The sequence below is a fragment of the Streptomyces sp. NRRL S-118 genome (genome assembly GCF_000716335.1).
Taxonomy (GTDB): domain Bacteria; phylum Actinomycetota; class Actinomycetes; order Streptomycetales; family Streptomycetaceae; genus Streptomyces.
Window position 1 is genome coordinate 88,155 of record NZ_KL591002.1, and the last position, 26,819, is coordinate 114,973.

The window sequence follows — 26,819 nt, forward strand, 5'->3', positions numbered from 1 at the left end:
GTCCCCGGGGGCGGGTGTCGTCCGGTGGTGGGGGCCTGGGCTGGTTCGGGAGGGGGCGGCTCTCCGGGGCCCGCCGTGGGTCGGGTGTCGTTCGGCGTGTTCTGTCCCCGGGGGCGGGTGTCGTCCGGTGGTGGGGGGCGCGGGCCGGTACGGAAGTCGTGGCGGGCGGTCATGCCCCCGTTCACGTGGGCCGATAGGCTCGGCGCCAGGAAACCCGAAGGCGAGTGAGCCGAAGGGGCGCGCGGGCGTCGAAAGGGAGAACGCGCGGAGGTCCGCGAGGTACGAGCGGACCGAGCACGATCGACCGTCGACGCCCGCAGCAGGCGCCCCGGAGGCGAACCGAGCCCCAAAAAGAGGGGGAGCACCATGACGCCGGGGCGCAGGAGCAGTACGTTCACGCGGCTGTTGCGGCACGGGTTCACCGATCCCTCCGCCGCGGAGCGGCTGCTGGAGCTGCCGGCGCTGTCGGCGGTGCGCGAGGATCCGGTGCTGCTGGACGCGCTGGGGGCCACGGCCGACCCGGATCTGGCGTTGCGCGGGCTGGTGCGGCTGGCCGAGGCGCAGCGCGACGGGCAGCTGCTGGGGACGCTGATCGGCGCCAAGCCGCTGCGGGACCGGCTGCTCGGGGTGCTCGGGGCGTCCGAGGCGCTCGGTGACCATCTGGCGCGCCACCCGGAGGACTGGCGGGCCCTGGTGACGTACGAGGCGACGGACCTGCATCCGGGGGTCGCCGACTTCGAGCGCGAGCTCGCGAAGGCCGCGGATCCGGTGTCGCTGCGCGTCGCGTACCGGCGGTGCCTGCTGGCCATCGCGGCGCGTGACGTGTGCGGGACCATCGACGTGGCGGAGACGGCCGCCGAGCTCGCCGACCTCGCCACGGCGACCCTGCGCAAGGCGCTGGCCCTGGCCTGTGCCGCGGCGCCCGGCGATGCGGCCGTGTGCCGGCTCGCGGTGATCGCCATGGGCAAGTGCGGGGGCAACGAGCTCAACTACGTGTCGGACGTGGACGTCATCTTCGTGGGGGAGCCGCGCGACGGCGGCGACGAGGCGAAGGCGCTGCAGGCGGCGACGCGGCTGGCGTCGCATCTGATGCGCATCTGCTCCGAGACGACCGTCGAGGGCGCCATCTGGCCCGTCGACGCCAATCTGCGGCCGGAGGGCCGCAACGGGCCGCTCGTGCGGACGCTCTCCAGCCACCTGGCCTACTACCAGCGCTGGGCCAAGACGTGGGAGTTCCAGGCCCTGCTGAAGGCGCGTGCCGTCGCGGGGGACGCCGAGCTGGGCGCCGCGTACATCGACGCGGTCTCACCGCTCGTCTGGCAGGCCGCGGAGCGCGACAACTTCGTCACCGACGTGCAGAGGATGCGCCGCCGGGTGGTCGACAACATCCCCGTCGCGCAGGTGGACCGGGAGCTGAAACTGGGGCCCGGCGGTCTGCGGGACGTGGAGTTCGCCGTGCAGCTGCTCCAGCTGGTGCACGGCCGCAGTGACGCCACCCTGCACAGCGGGTCGACGCTGGAGGCGCTGAGGGCACTGGCGGCCGGGGGCTACGTGGGGCGGGTGGACGCGTCCCAGATGGACGAGGCGTACCGCTTCCTGCGGGCCATGGAGCACCGGATCCAGCTGTTCCGGCTGCGGCGCACGCACCTGGTGCCGGAGAGCGAGGACGACCTGCGGCGGCTCGGGCGGTCGATGGGGCTGCGGACCGATCCGGTGGCCGCGCTCAACCGGGAGTGGAAGCGGCACGCGGCGGTGGTGCGGCGGCTGCACGAGAAGCTGTTCTACCGGCCGCTGCTGGACGCGGTGGCGCAGCTCGCGCCCGGCGAGACGCGGCTGAGCGCCAAGGCCGCCGGGCAGCGGCTGGAGGCGCTGGGGTACGCCGATCCCGTGTCCGCGCTCCGGCACCTGGAGGCGCTGTCCTCGGGGGTGACCCGGAAGGCGGCGATCCAGCGGACGCTGCTGCCGGTGCTGCTGGGATGGTTCGCGGACTCGGCGGACCCGGACGCGGGACTCCTGGGTTTCCGCAAGGTGTCCGACGCCCTGGGCAAGACGCCGTGGTACCTGCGGTTGCTGCGGGACGAGGGCGCCGCGGCGGAGAACCTCGCGCGGGTGCTGTCGGCGGGGCGGCTGGCCCCCGACCTGTTGCTGCGGGCCCCCGAGGCGGTGGCCATCCTGGGCGCCCCGGAGGGGCTGAAGCCACGCGGCCGCGATCACCTGGAGCCGGAGATCCTCGCGGCCGTGGGGCGCGCGGAGAACGCCGAGCAGGCCGTCGCCGTGGCCCGTGGCGTCCGGCGCCGGGAGCTGTTCCGTACCGCCGCCACCGACATCGTCGCCTCGTACGGCACGGAGGACCGGCCCGCCGAGGTGGACACCGGGGCCTTGGTCGACCGCGTCGGCAACGCGGTGACCGATCTGAACGCCGCCACCATCTCCGGCGCCCTGCGCGCCGCCGTGCGCGAGCAGTGGGGCGAGGAGCTGCCGACCCGGTTCGCCGTCATCGGCATGGGCCGCTTCGGCGGGCACGAGCTCGGGTACGGCTCCGACGCGGACGTGCTGTTCGTGCACGAGCCCCGCGAGGGCGTGGACGAGCAGGAGGCGGCGCGGGCCGCGAACACGGTGGTCGCGGAGATGCGGCGGCTGCTCCAGCTGCCGACCGCCGACCCGCCGCTGGTCATCGACGCCGACCTGCGGCCCGAGGGCAAGAGCGGCCCGCTGGTGCGGACCCTGAAGTCGTACGAGGCCTACTACCGCCGGTGGTCGCTCGGCTGGGAGAGCCAGGCGCTGCTGCGCGCCGAGCCCATGGCAGGGGACCCGGACCTGGGCCGGCGCTTCATCGAGCTGGTCGACCCGCTGCGCTACCCGGCGAAGGGGCTGGACGAGGCGGCCGTACGGGAGATCCGCCGGCTCAAGGCGCGGATGGAGACCGAGCGGATGCCGCGGGGCGCCGATCCCACCCTGCACACCAAGCTGGGGCGGGGCGGCCTGTCGGACGTGGAGTGGACGGTGCAGCTGCTCCAGATGCGGCACGGGCACGAGGTGCCGGGCCTGCGCACCACCCGCACCCGGCGGGCGCTGGCCGCCGCGCTCGAGGCGGGGCTGATCGACGGGCGGGACGCGCGGACACTGGACGAGGCGTGGGTGCTCGCCACCCGGGTGCGCAACGGCGTGATGCTCGTCCGGGGACGGGCCGGCGACACCTTCCCGTCCGACGGCCGGGAGCTGGCCGCGGTGGGCCGCTACCTCGGGTACGGCCCGGGGCACGTCGGCGAGATGGTCGATGACTACCGCCGTACGACGCGCCGCGCGCGGGCCGTGGTGGACGAGCTGTTCTACGGAGCGTGAGGCAGGGTCCCCACCTGGCGCGGCAGCCGGTGGGGGACGCTGCGGTACCAGACGGTCGCCAGGGTGTAGCCGAAGGCGAGGCAGATCATGCCGCCCACCGCGTCGAGCCAGAAGTGGTTGGCGGTGGCGACGATGACGACCAGGGTGAGCGTCGGGTACAGGAAGCCCAGGATCTTCGCCCAGGGCGCCTTCGCGAGCGCGTAGATGGTCAGGCCGCACCAGAGGGACCAGCCGATGTGCATCGACGGCATCGCGGCGTACTGGTTCGACATGTGCTTCAGGTCACCGGAGGCCATCGAGCCCCAGGTGTGGTGCACCAGCACCGTGTCGATGAAGTTCTCGCTGGTCATCAGGCGCGGCGGGGCCAGCGGATACAGGTAGTAGCCGAGCAGGGCGATCCCGGTGGTCGAGAACAGCACCAGGCGGACGGCGGCGTACCGCCCCGGATGCCACCGGTACAGCCACACCAGCACACCGATCGTGACGATGAAGTGCAGGGTGGCGTAGTAGTAGTTCATGCCCACGATCAGCCAGGTCACCGAGTCGATGGCGTGGTTGACCGTCTTCTCGACCGCTATGCCCAGGGCCTGTTCGGCGCGCCAGATCCAGTCGGCGTTGCGCAGTGCCTCCGCCTTCTGCTCCGGGACGGCGTTGCGGATGAGCGAGTACGTCCAGTAACTCACCGCGAGCAGCAGGATCTCGAACCAGATGCGGGGACGCCGCGGCGCGCGCAGCCGCTCCCAGGTGGTGGGGGGCGCGGGCGCGGGGCGCGGGCGCTGCTCCTCGATGGGTGACGGCGGGGCCGCCGTGGGGCCTTCCATTGTTCTCACTGTTGTGTCACCCATGGGCCGAGAGTCTGCCAGATATGTCCACTGGGTCGATCATCCGTCAGTCGGGTCCTCATCGCCATCGATCCGTCTTTCGGATGACCGCTGACCCTGAGGTCCCGAGGCCGTCGACCCGCGCACCACCAGCTCGGGCATGAAGACGAACTCGCTGTGCGGGGCGGGGGTGCCGCCGATCTCCTCCAGCAGGGCCCGGACCGCGGCCTGCCCCATCGCCTGCACGGGCTGGCGGATGGTGGTCAGGGGCGGGTCCGTGAACGCTATGAGGGGGGAGTCGTCGAAACCGACGACGGAGATGTCGCGGGGCACGTGCAGCCCCTCCTGGCGGGCCGCGCGGATGGCACCGAGAGCCATCATGTCGCTGGCGCAGACGATGGCGGTGCAGCCGCGCTCGATGAGCGCGGTGGCGGCGGCCTGGCCGCCCTCCAGGGTGTAGAGCGAGTGCTGGATCAGCTCCTCGGACTCCTCGGGGCCGAGGCCGAGGCGGTCGCTCATGCCGCGCTTGAAGCCCTCGATCTTGCGGACGACGGGCACGAACCGCTTCGGGCCGACCGCCAGGCCGATCCGGGTGTGCCCGAGCGAGGCGAGGTGCGTGACGGCGAGCTGCATCGCGGCCCGGTCGTCCGGGGAGACGAAGGGGGCCTGCACCTTCGGCGAGAAGCCGTTGAGGAGGACGTACGGGACGCCCTTGCCGCGCAGCTGGTCGTAGCGCGTCATGTCGGCGGTGGTGTCGGCGTGCAGGCCGGAGACGAAGATGATGCCGGAGACACCGCGCTCCACGAGCATCTCGGTGAGCTCGTCCTCGGTGGAGCCGCCAGGGGTCTGGGTGGCCAGGACCGGGGTGTAGCCCTGGCGGGTCAGGGCCTGGCCGATGACCTGGGCGAGGGCCGGGAAGATCGGGTTGTCCAGCTCGGGTGTTATCAGCCCGACGAGCCCGGCGCTGCGCTGCCGCAGCCGCACGGGCCGCTCGTAGCCGAGCACGTCGAGGGCGGCCAGCACGGACTGGCGGGTGGCCGCGGCCACACCCGGCTTGCCGTTGAGCACGCGGCTGACTGTGGCTTCGCTGACCCCCGCCTGGGCTGCGATGTCGGCTAGCCGCGCGGTCATAGGATGCGACTGTACCGGCCTCACGTCAGCTTGCCCACCAGACGCAGGAATCAGGGGCCAGGAGTACCGTCCTCCCCTCGGCTCCGTCGGGGTCGTCGTCGGCCAACTCCCGGGCGGGAGGGGGTACTTTCCCGGCGAGGGGGGCCGCGTCGCCGCCGGGGGAGCCGGCCGGCGGAGCGCTGGACAGCAGCGGGCGGCCGGGGGCGGGCAGCCGTACCGGGTCCGGGTTCAGGTTCACCGTGCAGATGAGCGAGGCCCCCTCGGCGCGGCGTCGGAAGGCCAGGACGCCCGGGGGCGCCGGCAGCCACTCGACGCCGTCGCCCGCGCCGAGCGCCGGGTGGGCGCGGCGCAGGGCGAGCGCGCCGCGGTAGAGCTCCAGTGTGGAGGCCGGGTCGCCGGTCTGGGCCTCGACGGACAGCTCGCGCCACTCGGGCGGCTGCGGCAGCCAGCTGCCGGCGGGGCCGAAGCCGTACGAGGGGCCCTGGGAGGTCCACGGGATCGGGACCCGGCAGCCGTCGCGCAGTCCGTCCTGGCCCTCGCCGCGGAGGAACGCCGGGTCCTGCCGGGCCTCGTCCGGCAGCTCCGTCACCTCCGGCAGCCCGAGCTCCTCGCCTTGGTAGACGTACGCGGAGCCGGGCAGCGCCAGCATCATCAGGGTGGCCGCGCGGGCCCGGCGCAGCCCGGCCGCACCGGCGCCGTACCGCGTGGTGTGCCGTACGACGTCGTGGTTGGACAGCACCCACGTGGTCGTCGCGCCCACGGACGTGGTCGCCCGCAGCGAGTCGTCGACGACCCGCCGCAGCGCGTCCGCTTCCCACGGGCAGTTCAGGAACTGGAAGTTGAACGCCTGGTGCAGCTCGTCGGGCCGTACGTACAGGGCGAGCCGCTCCGCCGACGGCGCCCACGCCTCGGCGACGCCGATGCGCTCGCCGCCGTAGGTGTCGAGCAGCCGGCGCCAGGTCCGGTGGATCTCGTGGACGCCGTCCTGGTCGAAGAACGGGAGCTGCTGCGAGCCGATGAGCCGCACCTGCTCGCGGTGCCCGATGTCGGGCAGGCCGGGGGCCTTGACCATGCCGTGCGCGACATCGATGCGGAACCCGTCGACGCCGAGGTCCAGCCAGAAGCGCAGCACCGACTCGAACTCGGCCCGCACCTCCTCGTCGTCCCAGTTCAGGTCGGGCTGCTCGGGCGCGAAGAGGTGCAGGTACCAGCTGCCGTCGGCCACCCGGGTCCACGCCGGGCCGCCGAAGACGGACTCCCAGTCGTTGGGCGGGAGGGACCCGTCCGGGCCCGTGCCGGGGCGGAAGTGGTAGCGCCGGCGGCCCCGGCCGGCGAGGGCCTCCCGGAACCAGGGGTGCTGGTCGGAGGTGTGGTTCGGGACGATGTCGACGATGACCCTCAGGCCCAGCTCGTGGGCGGTGCGGACCAGGTCGTCGGCGTCCGCCAGGTCGCCGAAGAGGGGGTCGACCGCGCGGTAGTCGGAGACGTCGTAGCCACCGTCCGCCTGCGGGGAGGCGTAGAACGGCGTGAGCCACACCGCGTCGGCGCCGAGCGCCACCAGGTGCGGCAGCCGCTCCCGGGCGCCCCGCAGGTCGCCGATGCCGTCGCCGTCGCTGTCGGCGAAGGAACGCACATACACCTGGTAGATGACGGCATCCCGCCACCAGCCGTGCTTGGAAGGGCTTGCAGGGCGCAGATCGTCCGGGGCCGGGGCGGGCGAGGTGAGCTCATGGACCATGTGCGGTTTCCCTCTCGGGTGCGCCGGGACGGGGTTTCGTACAACCAACGAGGTGGGGGGTGGCCATGAAACGGTCCTGCAAGGACTCTGCAACGCATTGCGAAAAGGCTTGCAGAGGCGCCAGGGGGTCCGCAACCCCCCGGAACCGGCGTGTCAAGCGATGTGACGGCAACCGTAGGGACACGTGGATGTAACGATCAGGCGCCCTTGCAGAAATTTGCCGCAAGGTCTTTCGGCGCGTTTTCATCCCTGTTACGTTCCTGCCCAGCCCGGCGCGCCGCGAGGGAGCGGTCTGCAGGAGGCGAGTGACGCCTTCATCTTTCCGGGAACAGTTGAAGGAGTTCACATGCGGCGTGGCATAGCGGCCACCGCGCTGGTCGCGGCCCTGGGCCTGACGATCGCGGCTTGCGGTGGTGACGACGGAGGCAACGGCACGAACAGCTCGGGCGAGCTCTCCGGCACCGTCACCTTCTGGGACACCTCGAACGAAGCCGAGAAGCCGACCTACAAGGCGCTGGCCGAGGGCTTCACCAAGCTGCACCCCAAGGTCAAGGTCAAGTACGTCAGCGTCCCCTTCGGCGAGGCCAACGCCAAGTTCAAGAACGCCGCCGGCGGCAACTCGGGCGCCCCCGACGTCATGCGCACCGAGGTCGCCTGGGTCGCCGACTTCGCCAGCCTGGGCTACCTCGCCCCGCTCGACGGCACGCCCGCCATCGAGAACCAGGTCGACTGGCTGCCGCAGGCCGCCGCGAGCACCAAGTACGAGGGCAAGACCTACGCGGTGCCGCAGGTTATCGACACCATGGCGCTCTTCTACAACAAGAAGATGCTCAAGGACGCCGGCGTCGAGGTCCCCAAGAACATCGACGAGCTCAAGGCCGCCTCGAAGAAGATCAGCGAGAAGTCGCCCGGCAAGACCGGCCTCTACCTGCGCGGCGACGACCCGTACTGGTTCCTGTCCTTCCTCTACGGCGAGGGCGGCGACATGGTCGACGCCAAGTCGAAGACGATCACCATCGACGACCCGTCCGGCGTCAAGGCGTACAAGACCATCAAGGACCTGGTCGACTCGAAGGCGGCGATCACCGACGCCTCCGACGGCTGGAACAACATGCAGAACGCGTTCAAGTCCGGCAAGGTCGCGATGATGCTCAACGGCCCGTGGGCCATCGCCGACGCCCGCGCCGGTGCGCAGTTCAAGGACCCGGCCAACCTCGGCATCGCGCCCGTCCCGGCCGGCAGCACCGACCAGGGCTCCCCCCAGGGTGGCTGGAACCTCTCGGTCTACGCCGGTTCCAAGAACCTCAACGCCTCGTACGAGTTCGCCAAGTACATGGGCTCCGCCAAGGTGCAGCAGCAGACCACCGAGAAGCTGAGCCTGCTGCCGACCCGCCTGTCGGTCTACACGCAGCCGACCGTGGCCGACAACGAGATGGTGAAGTTCTTCAAGCCCGCGGTCGACAAGGCCGTCGAGCGTCCCTGGATCCCGCAGGGCAACTCGCTCTTCGAGCCGATCCGCCTCCACATGGCCAACGTCCTCACCGGCAAGACGACGCCGGAGAAGGCCGCCGCGGAGACCGGTGACGCGTACCGCAAGCTCCTGAAGGACTACAAGTAAGCAGTGAGAAGGGCTGACCGACCCATGGCTGTCGAGACCAGCCAGTCGGTGGCGAAGGCCGCGGGCGCCCACAGCGCCCGCGGCCGCGGCCGCCGCACTGACAACCACCCGGGCGCCGAGCCCCCGGGCAAGCTCCGCAGGGCGCTGTCCACCCACTGGTACGCGTGGAGCATGGTCGCCCCGGTGGTGATCGTGATCGGCGTGATCATCGGCTACCCGCTGGTGCGCGGCTTCTACCTGTCGCTGACGAACGCCAACGAGGCCAACGTCGAGCGCACCATCGGCGTGAACCACATCCCCGCGACGTACGAGTTCGTCGGTCTCGACAACTACACGGCGGTCCTCACCGACGAGGTGTTCTGGAACCGCCTCGGCTGGACCCTCGTGTGGACGGTCACCTGTGTCGCCCTGTCGGTGGCGCTCGGCCTCGCGCTCGCCGTCATGCTCAACCGGAACCTGCGGGGACGCACCTTCTACCGGATGGCCCTGGTCCTGCCCTGGGCCGTCCCGCCGTTCGTCTCGGTCTTCACCTGGAAGCTGCTCTACAACGAGCGCAACGGCCTGTTCAACCAGCTGCTGGCGGGCGGCGGCATCGACGGCGTCTCCTGGCTGAACGACCCCACCTGGGCCAAGGTGGCGGTGATCGCGGTCAACGTCTGGCTGGGCGTGCCGTTCATGATCCTCTCCATGCTGGGCGGTCTGCAGTCCATCCCCGGCGAGCTGTACGAGGCCGCCGAGATGGACGGCGCGAGCCCCTGGCAGCGCTTCCGCCACATCACCCTGCCGGGCCTGCGGCCCGTCTCCGCCACGGTGACGCTGCTGAGCTGCATCTGGACCTTCAACATGTTCCCGGTGATCTACCTGCTCACCCGCGGCGGGCCGGGCGACGCCACCGAGATCCTCGTGACGTACGCCTACCGGCTCTCGTTCGTCGTCAGCCCGCGCGACTACGCGGCATCCGCGGCCTGGGGCGTGGTCATCCTGCTGCTCCTGTCGCTCTTCGCGGTGGTCTACCGCCGCGCGCTCAAGAAGCAGGGAGACATGTGGTGACCGACACGACCCCCACCCCGCGCAAGGTCCGGCTCCGCGGTGAGCGCTCGCCGCTCGCCTCCGCCGGCCTGCACCTGACGCTGCTGATCGCCGCGGTCGTCGCCGTCTTTCCCCCGCTGTGGCTGGTGATCACCTCGTTCAAGCCGACGAACGACGCGTTCGACACCTCGCTCGTCAAGAACTTCACCTTGGCCAACTACAGCCACGTCATCTCCGACACCGAGTTCCTGTCGTGGGTGGGCAACTCCCTGATCGTCGTCGGGCTGACCACCGTCATCGGCGTGTTCATCTCCGCCACCACCGGCTACGCCGTCAGCCGCTTCCGCTTCCCGGGGCTCCGCCCCCTGATGTGGCTGCTGCTGATCACCCAGATGTTCCCGGTCGCCGTGCTCATCGTGCCGCTGTACAACCTGCTGGCCTCGCTCGGCATGCTCAACCAGCCCATCGGCCTCGTCATCACCTACCTCACCGTCGCCGTGCCCTTCTGCGCCTGGATGATGAAGGGGTACTTCGACGGCATCCCCGCCGAGATCGACGAGGCGGGCCGGGTCGACGGCCTGACGCCCTTCGGCACCTTCTGGCGGCTGATCATGCCGCTCGCCAAGCCGGGCCTCGCCGTCACCGCGTTCTACACCTTCATCACCGGCTGGGCCGAGGTCGCCTACGCCTCCGCCTTCATGACCGGTGAGGAGAACCTCACCCTCGCGGGCGGCCTGCAGACCTTCGTCAACCAGTACACCGCCGACTGGGGCTCGCTGACCGCCGCGGCCGTGCTCATCGCCGCGCCCGCGACGATCGTCTTCGCCCTCGTCCAGCGGCACCTGGTCTCCGGACTCACCGCGGGCGCCACCAAGTCGTGACCCCGTTACGCGATCCGCGCCGTACCGCTCCGTCCCGGTCAGCGGCGACCGGTCCGGCCCGTCACCGGGCCGGTCGCCGCCCCCACTCCTTTTTCGATCCCAGGGAAGACATGACCCAGCACCTCGCTGCCCCCGCCGCCCCGACCACCGGCACCACCGGCACGCACACGGGCTGGTGGAGAGACGCGGTGATCTACCAGGTCTATCCGCGCAGCTTCGCCGACGGAAACGGCGACGGCATGGGCGACCTGGAAGGCATCCGCAGTCGGCTGCCCTACCTCAAGGATCTGGGCGTCGACGCCGTCTGGCTCAGCCCGTTCTACGCCTCGCCCCAGGCCGACGCCGGGTACGACGTCGCCGACTACCGGGCCATCGACCCCATGTTCGGCAACCTGCTCGACGCCGACGCGCTGATCCGCGAGGCCCACGAGCTGGGACTGCGCATCATCGTGGACCTGGTCCCCAACCACTCCTCCGACCAGCACGAGTGGTTCCAGCGCGCCCTGCGCGAGGGCCCCGGGTCGCCGCTGCGCGAGCGCTACCACTTCCGCGAGGGCCGCGGCGCGGACGGTGCCGAGCCCCCCAACGACTGGGAGTCCATCTTCGGCGGACCGGCGTGGACCCGCGTCGCGGACGGCGAGTGGTACCTGCACCTGTTCGCCCCCGAGCAGCCCGACTTCAACTGGGAACACCCCGCCGTCCGCGACGAGTTCCGCTCCATCCTGCGCTTCTGGCTCGACATGGGCGTCGACGGCTTCCGCGTCGACGTCGCCCACGGGCTCGTCAAGGCCGAGGGGCTGCCCGACATCGGCGCGCACGACCAGCTCAAGCTGCTCGGAAACGATGTCATGCCGTTCTTCGACCAGGACGGCGTCCACGAGATCTACCGCAGCTGGCGCAAGGTCCTCCAGGAGTACGACGGCGAGCGCGTGCTCGTCGCCGAGGCGTGGACCCCGACCGTCGAGCGCACCGCGCACTACGTGCGCCCCGACGAGATGCACCAGGCGTTCAACTTCCAGTACCTGAGCACCCACTGGGACGCCGCCGAGCTGCGCGGCGTCATCGACGCCTCGCTCGCCGCCATGCAGCCCGTCGGCGCCCCGACCACGTGGGTGCTGTCCAACCACGACGTGACGCGGCACGCCACCCGGTTCGCCAACCCGGCCGGCCTCGGCACCCAGCTGCGCACCCCCGGCGACCGGGAGCTCGGGCTGCGCCGGGCCCGCGCGGCCACCCTGCTGATGCTGGCGCTGCCCGGCTCCGCCTACCTGTACCAGGGCGAGGAGCTCGGCCTGCCGGACGTCACCGACCTGCCCGACGAGGTCCGCCAGGACCCGTCGTTCTTCCGGGCGAGCGGCCAGGACGGTTTCCGTGACGGCTGCCGGGTGCCCATCCCGTGGACCCGGGAGGGCTCCTCGTACGGCTTCGGCAGCGGCGGGAGCTGGCTGCCGCAGCCCGCGGCGTGGGGCGCCCTGAGCGTCGAGGCGCAGGCCGGCGACCCGTCCTCGACGCTGGAGCTGTACCGCAGCGCGCTGCTGGTGCGCCGCGAGCAGCCGGGCCTCGGCGCGGGCGACGGCGTGGAGTGGCTGGAGGCCCCCGAGGGCGTGCTGGCCTTCCGCCGCGAGGGCTTTGTCTGCACCGCCAACACCACCGGCCGGGCGATACGGATCGACGTGCCGGGGCGGATGCTGCTCGCCAGCGCGCGGGTGCGCACCAGTGTGGACGGCACGGCCGAGCTGCCCGCCGACACCACCGTCTGGTGGGCGGTGTGACGGTCCTCGCGCCACGCGGCGACGGACCGGCCGAGCCGCGGGGCGACGGAGGAGGGGGCGCCCCGCGGCTCGCCGACATCGCGGCCCAGGCCGGTGTCAGCGAGGCCACCGTCAGCCGGGTCCTCAACGGCAAGGCGGGCGTCGCGGGCGGCACCCGGACGCGGGTGCTCGCCGCCCTCGACGTGCTCGGCTACGAGCGGCCCGTACGGCTCAAGCGGCGCAGCGCCGGACTCATCGGCCTGGTCATCCCCGAGCTCACCAACCCCATCTTCCCGGCGTTCGCCCAGGTCATCGAGCAGGTCCTGGCCGGGCACGGTTACACGCCCGTGCTGTGCACGCAGATGCCGGGCGGTGCCACCGAGGACGAGCTGGTCGAGCAGCTGGAGGAGCGGGGCGTCACCGGCATCGTGTTCCTGTCCGGGCTGCACGCCGACGCCGCCGCCGACCCGGCGCGGTACGTCAGGCTCGCCGCACGCGGTGTGCCGTTCGTCCTCATCAACGGGTTCAACGAGCACATCGACGCGCACTTCGTCTCGCCCGACGACCGCTCGGCCGCGCGCATGGCCGTGCGGCACCTGGTGGAGCTGGGCCACGAGCGCATCGGCCTGGCCATCGGACCCACCCGGTACGTCCCGTCGCGGCGCAAGGCCGAGGGGTTCGTCTCGGCGCTGAACCAGCTGCTGGGTGTCGACCGGGTGGATGCGGAACTGTGCGTGCAATCCACGCTGTTCGGGGTCGAGGGCGGGCACGCGGCGGCCGGTGTGCTGCTCGACCAGGGCTGCACGGGGATCGTGTGCGGCAGCGACCTGATGGCGCTCGGCGCCATACGGGCGGTGCGGGGGCGCGGTCTCGACGTGCCGCGGGACGTGTCGGTGGTCGGGTTCGACGACTCGCCGCTCATCGCGTTCACGGACCCGCCGCTCACCACCGTGCGCCAGCCGGTGCAGGCGATGGCGACCGCGGCGGTCGACGCGCTGCTGGAGGAGATAGACGGGAACCCGGTGCAGCGCACCGAGTTCGTGTTCCAGCCGGAGCTGGTGGTACGCGGTTCCACGGCGCAGCCGGGGCCGCAGCCGCGGTGAGGAGGCCCGGGACCTGCCCTGTTCGGGGCGGCGGGGTCTTCTTCGGCCCCGGGCCTCCCGGTATGTCACCGGCCGCGGAACAGCCGGCGTGGGACCGGCCCGATCGGCCGGGCGCGTGGAGCCCCGGGGTGGTGGGGACCCTCGGCCGACCGGACCGGAGCGCTGGTTGAAAGTAGCACCGCTGCAACTGCTTGCGAAAGGTTTTGCAGCGCGGAAACCGGCGGATTTCCGGGGTGTAACCGGACTGTGTCCAAAGGGTTGACCGTACGCCGACGGGCTCGTACGGTCTCGACCGAAAACTCTTGCTGCTTTTTTGCAGCAAGTGCCTTCACCCCCACGGCCTTACGGGCATGGCGCGTTGCCGTACGAGGCTGCACCGACGCATCCGCACCTCCCTTCCCCAGGAGGAAACATGGCCAGCAAGCCCGTGGCCGCCGCGCTCGCCCTCGTGGCGGGAGCCGCAGTGGCCGTCACGGCACCCCCCACCCCCGCGCAGGCCGCGCCGCCCGGCACCAAGGACGTCACCGCCGTGATGTTCGAGTGGAACTTCGCCTCCGTGGCGAAGGCGTGCACGGACACCCTCGGCCCGGCCGGTTACGGCTACGTCCAGGTCTCGCCCCCGCAGGAGCACATCCAGGGCGCGCAGTGGTGGACCTCGTACCAGCCCGTCAGTTACCGGATCGCCGGCCGCCTCGGCGACCGCGCCGCCTTCCAGTCCATGGTGAACGCCTGCCACGGCGCGGGCGTCAAGGTCGTCGCCGACACCGTCATCAACCACATGGCGGCCGGCTCCGGAACCGGCACCGGCGGTTCGGCGTACACCAAGTACGGCTACCCGGGCCTGTACTCGTCGCCCGACATGGACGACTGCACCGCGCAGATCAGCAACTACCAGGACCGGGTCAACGTCCAGCACTGCGAGCTGGTCGGCCTCGCCGACCTCGACACGGGCGAGGAGTACGTCCGCAACAAGATCGCGGGCTACATGAACGACCTGCTGTCGCTCGGCGTCGACGGCTTCCGCATCGACGCCGCCAAGCACATGCCGGCGAACGACCTGGCCGCCATCAAGGCCAAGCTCACCGATCCGTCCGTCTACTGGAAGCAGGAGGCGATACACGGCGCCGGCGAGGCGGTCTCGCCCAGCGAGTACCTCGGCAACGGCGACGTCCAGGAGTTCCGCTACGCCCGAGACCTCAAGCGGGTGTTCCTCGGTGAGAACCTCGCGTACCTGAAGAACTTCGGCGAGGCCTGGGGCCACATGGAGTCCGGCAGGTCCGGCGTCTTCGTCGACAACCACGACACCGAGCGCCAGGGCGACACGCTCACCTACAAGAACGGCTCCGCCTACACGCTCGCCAGCGTGTTCATGCTGGCCTGGCCCTACGGTTCCCCGGACGTCCACTCCGGCTACGAGTGGACCGACAAGGACGCCGGCCCGCCCAACGGCGGACAGGTGAACGCCTGCTACAGCGACGGCTGGAAGTGCCAGCACGCCTGGCGCGAGATCGCCTCGATGGTCGCCTTCCGGAACGTGGCCCGCGGTCAGGGCGTCACGAACTGGTGGGACAACGGCGGCGACCAGATCGCGTTCGGCCGCGGCGACAAGGCGTACGTCGCCATCAACCACGAGACGTCCGCCCTCACCCGCACGTTCCAGACCTCGCTGCCCGCCGGCGACTACTGCGACGTCCAGGGCAACCGGACCATCACCGTCGGCGGCGACGGCCGGTTCACGGCGACGCTCGGCGCGGGCACCGCCGTCGCGCTCCACGCCGGGGCGCGCACCTGCGGGGCCGGAACCACGACCCCGCCCCCCACGGCCACCGGCGCGTCCTTCGCGGTCAACGCCACCACCGTGCCCGGCGAGAACATCTACGTCACCGGCGACCAGCCCGCCCTCGGCAACTGGAACCCCGCGTCCGCCCTGAAGCTCGACCCGGCCGCGTACCCCGTCTGGAAGCTCGACGTCACCCTCCCCACGGGGACGTCCTTCGCGTACAAGTACCTCCGCAAGGACGCCGCCGGGAACATCACCTGGGAGAGCGGCGCCAACCGCACCGCCACGGTCCCGTCCGGCGGAAAGGTCACCTTGAGCGACACGTTCCGCACGTGACCCGGTGAGGGTGCCGCCCCGCGGGGGCGGCACCCGCCCGCCCTCCCTCCCGGCTCCGGCGGGCCGGGAGGGACCCCTCGCCTCCGGCGACACCTTGTCCCCCTCGGTTGCGGCGCGAAGCCGCCGCGTCGCCGGGTCCGGGGCGGCGCCCCGGACCCCTTCCTCCACCGGCCGCCGGCCGACAGCCGCGGGCCCGGGCGGGGTGGGAACCGACTCGTTAAGGAGAATCCTTGTTCCACATCAGACGGCGACGGCGAAGCGCCGTCACCGCGCTCGTCACCGCCCTCGGCGCGGGCCTCGTCCCCGCCCTGCCGGCGGCCGCCGTGACCGCCCCGCCCGCCCCGCCCTCCGACAAGGCGCTCGCCGCGCAGCCCGCGCGCCACGACCTGACCCGCGAGCAGTTCTACTTCGTGCTGCCCGACCGGTTCGCCAACGCCGACCCGCGCAACGACCGCGGCGGGCTCACCGGCTCCCGCCTCGCCACCGGGTACGACCCCACCGACAAGGGCTTCTACCAGGGCGGCGACCTCAAGGGCCTGACCGAGAAGCTCGACTACATCAAGGGCCTGGGCACCACCGCCCTCTGGATGGCGCCGATCTTCAAGAACCGGCCCGTCCAGGGCACGGGGAAGGACGCCTCGGCCGGCTACCACGGCTACTGGATCACCGACTTCACCCAGGTCGACCCCCACTTCGGCACCAACGAAGACCTGGAGAGGCTGATCGACAAGGCCCACGCCAAGGGCATGAAGGTCTTCTTCGACGTCATCACCAACCACACCGCCGACGTCATCGACTACCAGGAGAAGTCCTACGAGTACCTCTCCAAGGGCGCCTTCCCGTACCTGACCCGGGACGGCGTCCCCTTCGACGACAGCGACCACGCCGACGGCACCGTGCCCTTCCCGAGGACCGACCTCGGCACCTTCCCGCGCACCCCCGTCGTCCCCGCCGGCCAGAAGGACGTCAAGGTTCCCTCCTGGCTCAACGACCCCGCGATGTACCACAACCGGGGCGATTCGACCTTCGCCGGGGAATCCTCCACGCACGGCGACTTCGCCGGCCTCGACGACCTGTGGACCGAACGCCCCGAGGTCGTCGCAGGCATGGAGAAGATCTACCAGCGCTGGGTGCGCGACTTCGACATCGACGGCTTCCGCATCGACACCGTCAAGCACGTCAACAAGGAGTTCTGGACGCAGTGGGCCACCGCCCTCGACGCGTACGCCGCGAAGCGCGGCCGGGACGACTTCTTCATGTTCGGCGAGGTGTACTCCGCCGACCCCGCCTTCACCTCCCAGTACGTGCGTGAGGGCCGCCTCGACGCCACCCTCGACTTCCCCTTCCAGGCAGCCGTCCGCGGCTACGCCTCCCAGGGCGGCTCCGCCGCACAGCTCGGCCGGCTCTTCGGGGACGACTACCGCTACACCACCGACAAGGCCAACGCCTACGAGTCGGTGACCTTCCTCGGCAGCCACGACATGGGCCGCTTCGGCACCTTCCTCGCACAGGACAACACCCGGGCCGACGACGCCGAGCTGGTGCGCCGCTACCGGCTCGCCAACGAGCTGATGTTCCTCTCCCGGGGCAACCCGGTCGTCTACTCCGGCGACGAGCAGGGCTTCACCGGCGCGGGCGGCGACAAGGACGCCCGCCAGCCCCTGTTCGCCACGCGGGTCGCGGACTACCTGGACGACGACCAGCTCGGCACCGACCGCACGCACGCGTCCGCCGCGTACGACACCACGCACCCGCTCTACCGGCAGATCGCCGAGCTGGCCGCGCTCCGCAAGGCCCACCCGGCCCTCGCCGACGGCGTCCACACCGAGCGCTACGCCGCCGACGGGCAGGGCGTCTACGCCTTCTCCCGCACGGACGCGGCCTCGCGGAGCGAGTACCTCGTCGCCGCCAACAACGCCACCGCGCCGAAGACGGTGACCGTCCCCGCCGGCTCCCCGGACACGGACTACCGCACCCTGTACGGCGGCGCGGGCACCCGCACCAGCGACGGCGACGGCAAGCTCACCCTCACCGTGCCCGCCCTGTCCTCCGTGGTGCTCAAGGCCGCGAAGCCGCTGCCGGCGCCGGCCGCCGCGCCCGCGATCGACCTGAAGGCCCCGGCCGCCGGCGCCGCCGGCACCGTCGAGGTCACCGCCGACGTCGACGGCGGCGCACTGAACCGGGTCGTCTTCGCCGCCCAGCAGGGCAACGGCAGCTGGCAGGTCCTCGGCTCCGCCGACCACGCCCCGTACAAGGTGAACCACACCGTCACCGCGGGCGAGGGCGCCCCCCTGCGCTACAAGGCCGTGGTCGTCGACAGCGCGGGCCGCACCGCCGGCGACCTCGCCACGACCGTCGCCGGCCGCGCCCCCGCCGAGCCGGCACCGACCGCCACCCAGCGGGACTACGCCGTCGTCCACTACCGGCGCGCCGACGGCGACTACACCGACTGGCGGCTCTACGCCTGGGGCGACATCGCCGACGGCGAGGCCACGACCTGGCCCGAGGGGCACGCCTTCACCGGCCGCGACGCCTACGGCGCCTTCGCCTGGGTCAAGCTGAAGCCCGGCGCCTCCAGCGTCAGCTACCTCGTCATCGACAAGGACGGCAACAAGGACGTCTCCGCCGACCGCACCATCGACCTCTCCACGTCCGGCGAGGTGTGGATCGAGCAGGGCAAGGAGGCCGCCGCGACCCAGCCGCCGGCCGGCGCCTACCCGCCGCAGGACACCACCAAGGCCCTCCTGCACTACCGCCGCGCCGACGGAGCGTACGACGGCTGGGGCCTGCACGTGTGGACCGGCGCCGCACAGCCCACCGACTGGGCGAAGCCGCTGCAGCCCGTCCGCACCGACGCGTACGGCGCCGTCTTCGAGGTGCCGCTCGCAGCGGGGGCCACGTCGCTCAGCTACATCCTCCACAAGGGCGACGAGAAGGACCTGCCCGGCGACCAGTCGCTCGACCTCAAGGCGAGCGGCCACGAGGTGTGGCTGCTGGGCGGACGCGACAAGCACCTGCTGCCGCAGCCCCTGGGCAGCGGCGCCGCCCTCGACCTCACCAAGGCCACGGCGGTCTGGATCGACGACACGACCGTCGCCTGGAACGGCAGCCCCGCCGCCGCATCCACCCAGCTGCAGTACTCGCGCACCGGCTCCATCGCCGTCCGGGACGGCGTGCTCACCGCGGACGACGCGCGCCTGCTCCGGCTGAACCGCACCACGCTCACCGAGGCGCAGCGGGAGAAGTTCCCCCACCTGGCGAAGTACACCGCCCACACCGTCGACCCACGCGACCGCGACCGGATCCGCGAGGCCCTGCGCGGACAGCTCGTCGCCACCCAGTACGCCGCCAACGGCGCACTGCTGTCCGCGACCGGTGTGCAGACCGCCGGCGTCCTCGACGCCGTGTACGCGGCCAAGGCCCGGCAGAAGGCCCTCGGCCCGGTGTTCCGCCACGGCAGGCCCACGCTCTCGGTGTGGGCGCCCACCGCCCAGCAGGTCGCCCTCGAACTCGGCGGCCGGCGCGTGCCGATGAAGCGTGACGCCACCACCGGCGTCTGGTCGGTCACCGGTCCGGCGAGCTGGCGGAACAAGCCGTACCGCTACCTGGTCACCGTCTGGGCGCCCGGCGCCGGGAAGGTCGTCACCAACAAGGTCACCGACCCCTACTCCACCGCGCTCACCACCGACTCGGTGCACAGCCTGGTCACCGACCTCGCCGCCCCCGAACTCGCCCCCAGGGGCTGGTCCGGGCTGCGGAAGCCGGCCCCGGTCCCGCTGCGCGACGCGCAGATCCAGGAGCTGCACATCCGCGACTTCTCGATCGGCGACCCCACGTCGAAGCACCGCGGCGGCTACCTCGCCTTCACCGACACCTCGTCGGACGGCATGAAGCACCTGACGTCGCTGGCGAGGAGCGGCACCTCCTACGTGCACCTGCTGCCCGCCTTCGACATCGGCACCATTCCCGAGAGGAAGTCCGCGCAGACCACGCCGGAATGCGACCTCCCGGCGTACGCGCCCGACTCCGACGAGCAGCAGGCGTGCGTCGCCAAGGCCGCCGCCAAGGACGGCTTCAACTGGGGCTACGACCCGCTGCACTACACCGTCCCCGAGGGCTCCTACGCCTCCGACCCGGAGGGCACGCGCCGCACCGTCGAGTTCCGGCGTATGGTCCAGTCCCTCAACAAGGCCGGGCTGCGCACCGTGATGGACGTGGTCTACAACCACACCGTCGCGAGCGGCCAGGCGGAGAAGTCCGTCCTGGACCGCATCGTCCCCGGCTACTACCACCGGCTCCTGGCGGACGGCTCCGTCGCCACCTCCACCTGCTGCGCCAACACCGCCCCCGAGAACACGATGATGGGCAAGCTCGTCGTCGACTCGGTCGTCACCTGGGCCAAGGAGTACAAGGTCGACGGCTTCCGCTTCGACCTCATGGGCCACCACCCCAAGGCCAACATGCTCGCGGTCCGCGAGGCCCTGGACGCGCTGACCGTCGAGAAGGACGGCGTCGACGGCAGGAGCATCGTCCTGTACGGGGAGGGCTGGAACTTCGGCGAGATCGCCGACGACGCCCGCTTCGTCCAGGCCACCCAGAAGAACATGGCCGGCACCGGCATCGCGACCTTCTCCGACCGGGCCCGTGACGCCGTCCGCGGCGGCGGCCCCTTCGACGCCGACCCCGGCGTCCAGGGCTTCGCCTCCGGCCTGTTCACCGACCCCAACGGCTCCGCGGCCAACGGCACCCCGGCCGAGCAGAAGGCCCGCCTGCTGCACTACCAGGACCTGATCAAGGTCGGCCTGTCCGGCAACCTCGCCGGCTTCACCTTCACGGACACTCGGGGCAAGGAGGTCAAGGGCTCCCAGGTCGACTACAACGGCGCCCCGGCCGGCTACGCCGCCGCCCCCGGCGACGCCCTCGCCTACGCGGACGCCCACGACAACGAGACCCTGTACGACGCGCTCGCCTTCAAGCTGCCGGTGACCACCTCGCCGGCCGCCCGCGCCCGTATGCAGGTCCTCGCCATGGCGACCGCCACGCTGTCCCAGGGCCCGGCGCTCTCCCAGGCCGGCAGCGACCTGCTGCGCTCCAAGTCCCTGGACCGCAACTCGTACGACAGCGGTGACTGGTTCAACGTCCTCAACTGGGACTGCCGGGCCGGCAACGGCTTCGGCCGGGGCCTGCCGCCCGCGGCCGACAACAAGGACAAGTGGTCCTTCGGCCGGCCGCTGCTGTCGTCGCCGTCCCTGACGGTCGGCTGCCCGGAGATCACGGGCGCCTCGGCCGCCTACCGGGACCTGCTGCGGATCCGCACCACGGAGAAGGCCTTCAGCCTCTCCACGGCCGACGAGGTGCAGTCCGCGCTCTCCTTCCCGCTCTCCGGCAAGGACGAGACCCCGGGCGTGATCACCATGCGTCTGGGCGACCTGGTCGTGGTCTTCAACGCCACGCCCGAGCGGCAGGCCCAGACGGTCCCGGCCCTGACCGGGAAGGGCTACGCACTGCACCCGGTCCAGGCGCGGGGAGCCGACGCAACCGTCACGTCGTCCGCGTACGACCGGGCGACGGGCACCTTCACGGTCCCCGCCCGCACGGTCGCGGTCTTCACCCAGCGGTGAGCGCGGTGGTGAGCCCCGTGGCGAGGCGCACATGAGCGGCCCGAGCCCCGGCGTGAGCCCCGCCACACGATGAGATTCCGCGGCGCCCTGATCCATGATCAGGGCGCCGCCTATCGTGGTGAGGACCGCACGATCCGTACGAGCGCGGGAGTGACCGCCCATGCCTCAGATAGCCGTCGACTACTCCGCCTCCCTCGACGAGGCGTTCGACCGGCGGGGATTCGCCCTCGCCCTGCACCCGGTGCTCGGCGAGACCGTCGGCGCCAACCCCGCGGTGTGCAAGACGCGGTTCCGGCGCGCCGAGGAGACCGTCGTCGCCGACGGCACGACCGAGCAGGCGGTCGTCCACGTCGCGGTGGGACTGGCCCCCGGCCGCCGCGAGGAGGCCAAGGCACGGCTCACGGAGGCGGTCCTCGCGCTCGTCCCCGAGCACCTGAAGCCGGTCGACGGCCTCACCGTGCACATCTCCGCCGAGGTGCACGACTTCACGCCGTCCTACCGCCGGCGCTGAGCGGGCACCTTCGGCATCAGCATGCCGAGCCGGCCGACGAGGTCGCCCAGCGGCCCGTCGGCCGGCTCGTCCGCCAGCATCCGCAGCAGGATCCCGGCCATCTCCTCGTCGTACGCGGCGCTCACCGCCGCCAGCGCCGCGAAATCGTGCACCAGTTGGCGCTCCAGCTCGGCGCGCGGGATCCGGCGCCCGTCCAGCCACAGCAGCGCCGTCGACTCGGCCAGCGACACCCACGACCGCACGACCAGCTCCAGGCGCGCGGGCGGGTCCGTGACCCCGAGGTGGGCGAGGATCTGCTCGTACGCGGCCTGCCGCACCTCGTCGATCATCGCGTTCGTCGGTGACACCGCACGGGAGCAGTCCGCTCCCGCGGGCACCGCCGGACCGCCGCGCATCAGCGCCGAGAAGCCCGGCCCGTGCTCGTCCACGAAGGCGAAGAACCGTCCCATCACCCGCAGCAGCCGGGCCCCCAGCGGCCCCTCGTGCGGCTCCTCGAACCGGGCCGCCAACTCGTCCGCCGCACGGCGCAGGGCCGCCTCGTACAGGCTCTGCTTGCCCGGGAAGTAGTGGTACACCAGCGGCCGGGAGATGCCCGCGGCGGCGGCGATCTCATCGATCGACACGTCCTCGGGGGCACGGTGGCTGAAAAGCTCCAGCGCCACGCCGATCAGCTGACGTCTGCGCTCCTCGACACCCATCCTGCGGCGCACCCCGGTCGTCATGCCGCACAGCCTAACGGTCCCTTCGAACGGTGCCCGCTACACCTTCCGTTAGGCTCCCCGGACATGAGCCTCTCCGACCAGGAAACGCCCCGTACCGGACTCTCCCCGCGCCAGGCACGACGCCTGCGGATCGCCGCCGCGTCCGTCCTGCTGGTGGCGATGGCGGTGGTTCTGGTCCTGCGGCTTGCCAGCCGCACCTCCGTCCTGGTGGTCGGCGTGTACGGGCTGGCCATGATCCTGTGCGGGGTGGTCATCGAGCTGAGCCGCAACGGACGCACCCGGCTGGGCACCTGGCTGCTCGGCACCGGCCTGCTCGCCGCACTGGCCGCCGACTGGCTGCTGCTGCCCTGAGACGGTGCCTCGTATCCGCGCCGGGCGCGGGCGGCCCCGCTCCATGACCGGCCCGATCCACAGGACAGTCCTTGGTCAGAGGTCCAGGACGAGACGCCCGCCGCGGGAGCGCGAGACGCAGATCAGCATCGAGTCGTGGCGCTCGCCGTCCGTCAGCAGCTCGTCCCGGTGGTCCACCTCCCCCTTCAGCACCCGCTGCTGGCAGGTCCCGCAGAACCCCTGCTCGCACGAGTACGACACGTGCGGCACCTCCGCCCGCACGGCCGCGAGCACCGACTGGTCCGACGCGACCTCCACCGTCCGGCCGGAGCGGCGCAGTTCGACCTCGAAGGCGCCCCCGCCCTCGGCGGCAGCCCCCGGCGCGAACCGCTCCAGACGCGGGGCGCGGCCCTCCGGCAGCGCCGCGCCCACCGCGTCCATCAGCCCGTCCGGGCCGCAGCAGTAGACCTCGGTCCCCTCGGGGACCTCGCCCAGGAAGGCGGCCACGTCCGGCAGCCCGGCCTCGTCCTCGGCCACGACCGTGACGTTCCCCAGCTTCTCCACCTCGTCCAGGAACGGCATGGCCGACCGGCTGCGCCCGCAGTACAGCAGCCGCCAGTCCGCGCCCGCCTCCCGCGCAGCGCGCACCATCGGCAGCACGGGCGTGATCCCGATGCCGCCCGCGACGAAGACGTACGACGGCGCGGCGACGAGCGGGAAGCGGTTGCGCGGCCCGCGGATCTCGACCTCCGCCCCCTCGTGCAGCTGCTCGTGCACCTCCCGCGAGCCGCCCCTGCCGTCCTCGACGAGCCGGGCGGCGATGGTGTACGAGTCGGTCTCGGCCGGGTCGCCGCACAGCGAGTACTGCCGTACGAGCCCCGACGGCAGCACCAGGTCCAGGTGCGCGCCCGGCTCCCAGGGAGGCAGTCCGGTGCCCTCCAGGCGCAGCCGGACGACCCCTTCGGCGGGCGCGGTGCGTTCGGTGACCAGGGCGCGGCGGCGGGTGGTGGACGAGCGGCGGCTCCGGCCCGACACCGGCTCCTCCAGGGCCGGCAGCGGCCACAGCGGGGACGCCTGGACGCGGCGCCGCAGTGCCCGCCTCACCAGCAGCGCCGCCCCCGCGGCGACGACGACGGTACGCAGACGTGGCGGCATGGCTCAGTGACCTCCGTTGGCGGCCGGCGACGAGGCGAGGTAGGCGACGGCCTGGGCCGTGCTGCCCTCCTGGGAGGGGTGGTAGGCCCTGCCGAGGTACCGGGGGATGGAACGCAGCATGGCCGGGGTCGACGGGAGGACCCCCTGCTGCCCGCGCCGGACGAAGTCCTGCAGCGACCCCCTGCCGCCCGGCAGCGCGGGATCGTTCTCCAGGAAGAAGCGGATCCCGCGCTGCCAGAGGAACACCAGCGCCGAGAACGCCGTCGCCCAGGTCCGCACCCGCCGCCGGTAGCCGCCGTCGACGTGCTGGAAGAGGTCGAAGGCGACCGCGCGGTGCTCGACCTCCTCCGCGCCGTGCCAGCGCAGCAGGTCCAGCATCATCGGGTCGGCGCCGCGCCGGTCCAGCTCCTCGGCGTTGAGCACCCAGTCGCCCAGGAAGGCGGTGTAGTGCTCGATCGCGGCGATCAGCGCGACACGCTCCATCAGCCACCACCGCCGGGCCCTGCCGGGCGGCAGGGTCCGGTCCCCGAGCAGCTTCTCGAAGAGCCAGTCGACCTGCGCGGTGTACGGGGTGGGGTCCAGTCCCAGCATCTTCAGGTGCGGCAGCACGTCGTCGTGCGCCTGGGAGTGGACGGCCTCCTGGCCGATGAACCCGATGACGTCCTCGCGCAGCCGGTCGTCCCGGATGTACGGCAGGACCTGCCGGTAGACGTGGATGAACCAGCGTTCCCCCGCCGGGAGCAGCAGGTGCAGCACGTTGATGGTGTGGGTGGTGAACGGGTCGCCCGGAACCCAGTGGAGCGGGGTCTCCGCCCAGTCGAAGGAGACCTTCCGGGCCTTCGGTACGGTCCGTTCGGCGGGTATCGCCGCCGGCTGCGTATTGGACATGGCGTCAATGTACTGATGGGTACGCGCCGGGAACAGGGTCGTGCAGCCGGTGGTTCACCGGCCGGTCAGCGCAGCACGCCGATCTTCGAGCCGTCCTCCAGCCGCCCGCCGAGCTCCACCCGGGCGGCCGGCTTGCCCTCGACCGGCACCGCGATCCGCCGGCCCTCCTCGCGGCCCTCCACCGCACCCGCCACCTCGACCGACGCCACCCGCGGGCTGCCGGCCGCCACCATGTACCACTGCCCGGCCGGCGACTTCCACAGCGCGCCCGCCAGGACGTGCGGCTCACGCGCCCCGCACGCCGGGGAGTCGTCCGCCTGCGCCACCACCGAGCCCGGCGTCGCCGTGCCCCGCTCCGCCTCCGGCGCCTGGAACTGGGCCAGCACCTTGCCACCCGTGCCGCGCCAGGTCTCCGCACGCGTGCACAGCCACCGGGCGGGCCCGGCGTCGCCCGTCCCGGGAAGGTCCTGCTCGGCGAAGCGCCAGGAGTTCACCGACCGCACCCCGTGCGAGCGGACCACCGGCAGCAGACAGGCCGTCCGCGCCCACTCCGCGCGCGCCGCGTCGTCCGTGACGTCCGCGGGCGCGGACGGCGGACCGGAGGTGAGCCGGGCCGGGGTGAGCTCGCCGAGGTCGGTCAGCAGCCGGGTGGCCACCCCGTCGCGCACCTCCAGGGCGTCCCACGTACGGCACTGGCTCGGCGCGACCGGGCTGAGCATCGGCTCGGTGACACCGTGCGCGTCCCGCTCCAGCGGACGCGCCGCCTCCGACGGCCGCAGCAGGTCCCGCACGGCCACGCCCCGCACCCAGGGAGCCGTCAGGTAGCGGACGTTCGCGTTCGTACGGCCCACCACCAGAGCGCCCGCGGACGCCGTGTCCGCGCCGTCCGTCCGCACGAAGTCCAGCGCCGCCCCGGCCGTGCCGTCCTTCGGCTCCGCGTACCGCACCACCCGCAGTCCGTCGTGGAACAGCACCACCCGCGCCTGGTCCACGTCACCCGCGAACAGCAGCTGCGGCGGCCCCATCGGCGGCCCGGGCGGCGTCCCCGGCGCCGCCGACGCCTGAACGGTCGGCCCCGGCCTCGCCCACACGGCCAGCGCCCGGCGCAGCAGCGCCGTGTCGCCGACGAGACCGCCCCGTGCGGGCCACACCGAGAAGTCGGTGCGCGCCGAGCGCTGCCACAGGGCCGGGGCGACGCGCCGCACATGAGCCGGGTCCAGCGCCGCCTCCGACACCGGGTTGCGGGCGTACGCCGGAGCGGCCGCCCCGTCGGGACCCCAGCCGTCGCCGGGCAGGCCCAGCAGCGTCCCGCACACCACCGCGGCGGCCAGCGCCGCCAGCGCCGCCCTGGTGTGCTGGCGGCGCCGCATCAGATCGGTCGGGCGCGCCTGGAGGGAGCACGGGTCGAACTCCGCGGACTCCAGCAGCCCGGCGCCGCTCGTGCCCCGGGCCGCGTCCACCCCGTCGGCCTCGGCCAGCGCCGCACCCGGGTCCTCGACGCCGGCGGCCGCCAGCACCCGGCGCACCTCCGCGTCCCCCTGCCGCTCCAGACCGCGCAGCACGTACGCCGCGCGCCCGGCGCCGGACAGCGACGCCAGCCGCTGGTCCAGGGCCAGTTCGTCGGCGCCGCCGGAGCGGGGGAACAGCCGCAGGCCCCACACCTGGGGCAGCAGCGGCGGCAGCTGCGCCCGCTTGGGCCACGCCCGGCGCCTCAGCGGCAGGCCCGCCTCCAGAGCCTGGCGCAGCATCTGCCCGCGCACGTACGCGTACCCGGGGTCGACCGCGTCCTCGGCCGTCCGCCGCTGGCCCGGCATGGCGGGGCCCACGGGGCCGCGGCGTCGCGGCAGCGAACGCTGCACGAGCGCGTGCGCGGTCAGGACGCGGCGGTTGCGGCCGAGGGACGGCGGCAGCACCAGATAGGCGATGCGGACGAGCCGGGGGTAGTGCTCGACGAGCGCCGCCTCGGCCTGTTCGACGTCGACGGGGGCGGGGATAGCCAGTTCCTGGGTGCTCACGTTCAGCAGAACGAGCGAATCCTGCGATGGTCACCTGCCCCTGCGGT

17 protein-coding genes are annotated in these 26,819 nt (G+C 72.4%); 10 read left to right on the forward strand and 7 right to left on the reverse strand.

Annotated elements, in window-relative coordinates; all coding sequences use genetic code 11:
• Positions 1-366 precede the first annotated feature (366 nt).
• Positions 367-3,342 carry a bifunctional [glutamine synthetase] adenylyltransferase/[glutamine synthetase]-adenylyl-L-tyrosine phosphorylase gene (locus IH00_RS0103870; RefSeq protein ID WP_031069541.1) on the forward strand — a complete coding sequence of 992 codons (2,976 nt, stop codon included), beginning with the start codon at positions 367-369 and terminating at the stop codon, positions 3,340-3,342.
• On the opposite strand, the gene IH00_RS0103875 is transcribed toward IH00_RS0103870, so the two are convergent.
• The 3 genes from IH00_RS0103875 to IH00_RS0103885 are packed head-to-tail and all read right to left on the reverse strand — an operon-like array spanning position 3,330 to position 7,032.
• Positions 3,330-4,187, reverse strand: a complete 858-nt coding sequence (locus tag IH00_RS0103875; RefSeq protein WP_031069543.1) for a phosphatase PAP2 family protein — start codon at positions 4,185-4,187, stop codon at positions 3,330-3,332. The two genes, IH00_RS0103870 and IH00_RS0103875, sit on opposite strands and share 13 nt — an antisense overlap.
• A gap of 36 nt (positions 4,188-4,223) precedes the next feature.
• Complete coding sequence (locus IH00_RS0103880; protein WP_031069546.1) at positions 4,224-5,294, reverse strand: LacI family DNA-binding transcriptional regulator; 1,071 nt, start codon at positions 5,292-5,294, stop codon at positions 4,224-4,226.
• A 25-nt stretch (positions 5,295-5,319) separates the two neighbouring features.
• Positions 5,320-7,032: a glycoside hydrolase family 13 protein gene (locus IH00_RS0103885; RefSeq protein ID WP_078887545.1), complete on the reverse strand. Its 1,713-nt coding sequence runs from the start codon at positions 7,030-7,032 to the stop codon at positions 5,320-5,322.
• Positions 7,033-7,378: 346 nt separating this feature from the next.
• Between IH00_RS0103885 and IH00_RS0103890 the strand changes: the two genes are divergently transcribed.
• From IH00_RS0103890 to IH00_RS0103925, 8 genes are all read left to right on the forward strand, one after another.
• Positions 7,379-8,650: an extracellular solute-binding protein gene (locus IH00_RS0103890; RefSeq protein WP_031069550.1), complete on the forward strand. Its 1,272-nt coding sequence runs from the start codon at positions 7,379-7,381 to the stop codon at positions 8,648-8,650.
• A gap of 24 nt (positions 8,651-8,674) precedes the next feature.
• Positions 8,675-9,700: a carbohydrate ABC transporter permease gene (locus IH00_RS0103895; protein ID WP_031069552.1), complete on the forward strand. Its 1,026-nt coding sequence runs from the start codon at positions 8,675-8,677 to the stop codon at positions 9,698-9,700.
• On the forward strand, positions 9,697-10,560 hold the full coding sequence (locus IH00_RS0103900) for a sugar ABC transporter permease (protein WP_031069553.1): 864 nt from the start codon (positions 9,697-9,699) through the stop codon (positions 10,558-10,560). Before IH00_RS0103895 ends, IH00_RS0103900 begins: the two co-directional genes overlap by 4 nt.
• Before the next feature lie 110 nt (positions 10,561-10,670).
• On the forward strand, positions 10,671-12,332 hold the full coding sequence (locus tag IH00_RS0103905; RefSeq protein WP_031069555.1) for a glycoside hydrolase family 13 protein: 1,662 nt from the start codon (positions 10,671-10,673) through the stop codon (positions 12,330-12,332).
• Positions 12,317-13,414, forward strand: coding sequence for a LacI family DNA-binding transcriptional regulator (locus IH00_RS0103910; RefSeq protein ID WP_031069558.1), 1,098 nt, complete (start codon positions 12,317-12,319; stop codon positions 13,412-13,414). The genes IH00_RS0103905 and IH00_RS0103910 overlap by 16 nt, the downstream gene beginning before the upstream one ends.
• A gap of 412 nt (positions 13,415-13,826) precedes the next feature.
• A complete protein-coding gene (locus tag IH00_RS0103915; protein ID WP_031069560.1) occupies positions 13,827-15,530 on the forward strand; it encodes a carbohydrate-binding module family 20 domain-containing protein in 1,704 nt (567 codons plus the stop codon).
• Positions 15,531-15,769: 239 nt separating this feature from the next.
• Entirely contained in the window at positions 15,770-21,151 is a 5,382-nt protein-coding gene (gene pulA / locus IH00_RS0103920) for a pullulanase-type alpha-1,6-glucosidase (protein ID WP_420710860.1), read from the forward strand.
• Between the two features lie 160 nt (positions 21,152-21,311).
• Positions 21,312-21,662: a 5-carboxymethyl-2-hydroxymuconate Delta-isomerase gene (locus IH00_RS0103925; RefSeq protein ID WP_031069565.1), complete on the forward strand. Its 351-nt coding sequence runs from the start codon at positions 21,312-21,314 to the stop codon at positions 21,660-21,662.
• Here IH00_RS0103925 and IH00_RS0103930 read toward each other — a convergent pair.
• Positions 21,647-22,384: a TetR/AcrR family transcriptional regulator gene (locus IH00_RS0103930; RefSeq protein ID WP_031069567.1), complete on the reverse strand. Its 738-nt coding sequence runs from the start codon at positions 22,382-22,384 to the stop codon at positions 21,647-21,649. The two genes, IH00_RS0103925 and IH00_RS0103930, sit on opposite strands and share 16 nt — an antisense overlap.
• Before the next feature lie 63 nt (positions 22,385-22,447).
• Here IH00_RS0103930 and IH00_RS0103935 point away from each other — a divergent pair, with 63 nt between their 5' ends.
• Positions 22,448-22,735 (forward strand): hypothetical protein, encoded by a 288-nt coding sequence (locus tag IH00_RS0103935; RefSeq protein ID WP_031069569.1) that lies wholly within the window; start codon positions 22,448-22,450, stop codon positions 22,733-22,735.
• 75 nt (positions 22,736-22,810) lie between these two features.
• Here the strand turns inward: IH00_RS0103935 and IH00_RS0103940 are convergent, their stop codons facing one another.
• The 3 genes from IH00_RS0103940 to IH00_RS0103950 form a co-directional block, all read right to left on the reverse strand.
• Complete coding sequence (locus tag IH00_RS0103940; RefSeq protein ID WP_031069571.1) at positions 22,811-23,869, reverse strand: PDR/VanB family oxidoreductase; 1,059 nt, start codon at positions 23,867-23,869, stop codon at positions 22,811-22,813.
• Positions 23,870-23,872: 3 nt separating this feature from the next.
• Positions 23,873-24,757, reverse strand: coding sequence for a metal-dependent hydrolase (locus tag IH00_RS0103945; RefSeq protein ID WP_031069573.1), 885 nt, complete (start codon positions 24,755-24,757; stop codon positions 23,873-23,875).
• A 65-nt stretch (positions 24,758-24,822) separates the two neighbouring features.
• Complete coding sequence (locus tag IH00_RS0103950; protein ID WP_107064394.1) at positions 24,823-26,781, reverse strand: hypothetical protein; 1,959 nt, start codon at positions 26,779-26,781, stop codon at positions 24,823-24,825.
• Positions 26,782-26,819: the final 38 nt, after the last annotated feature.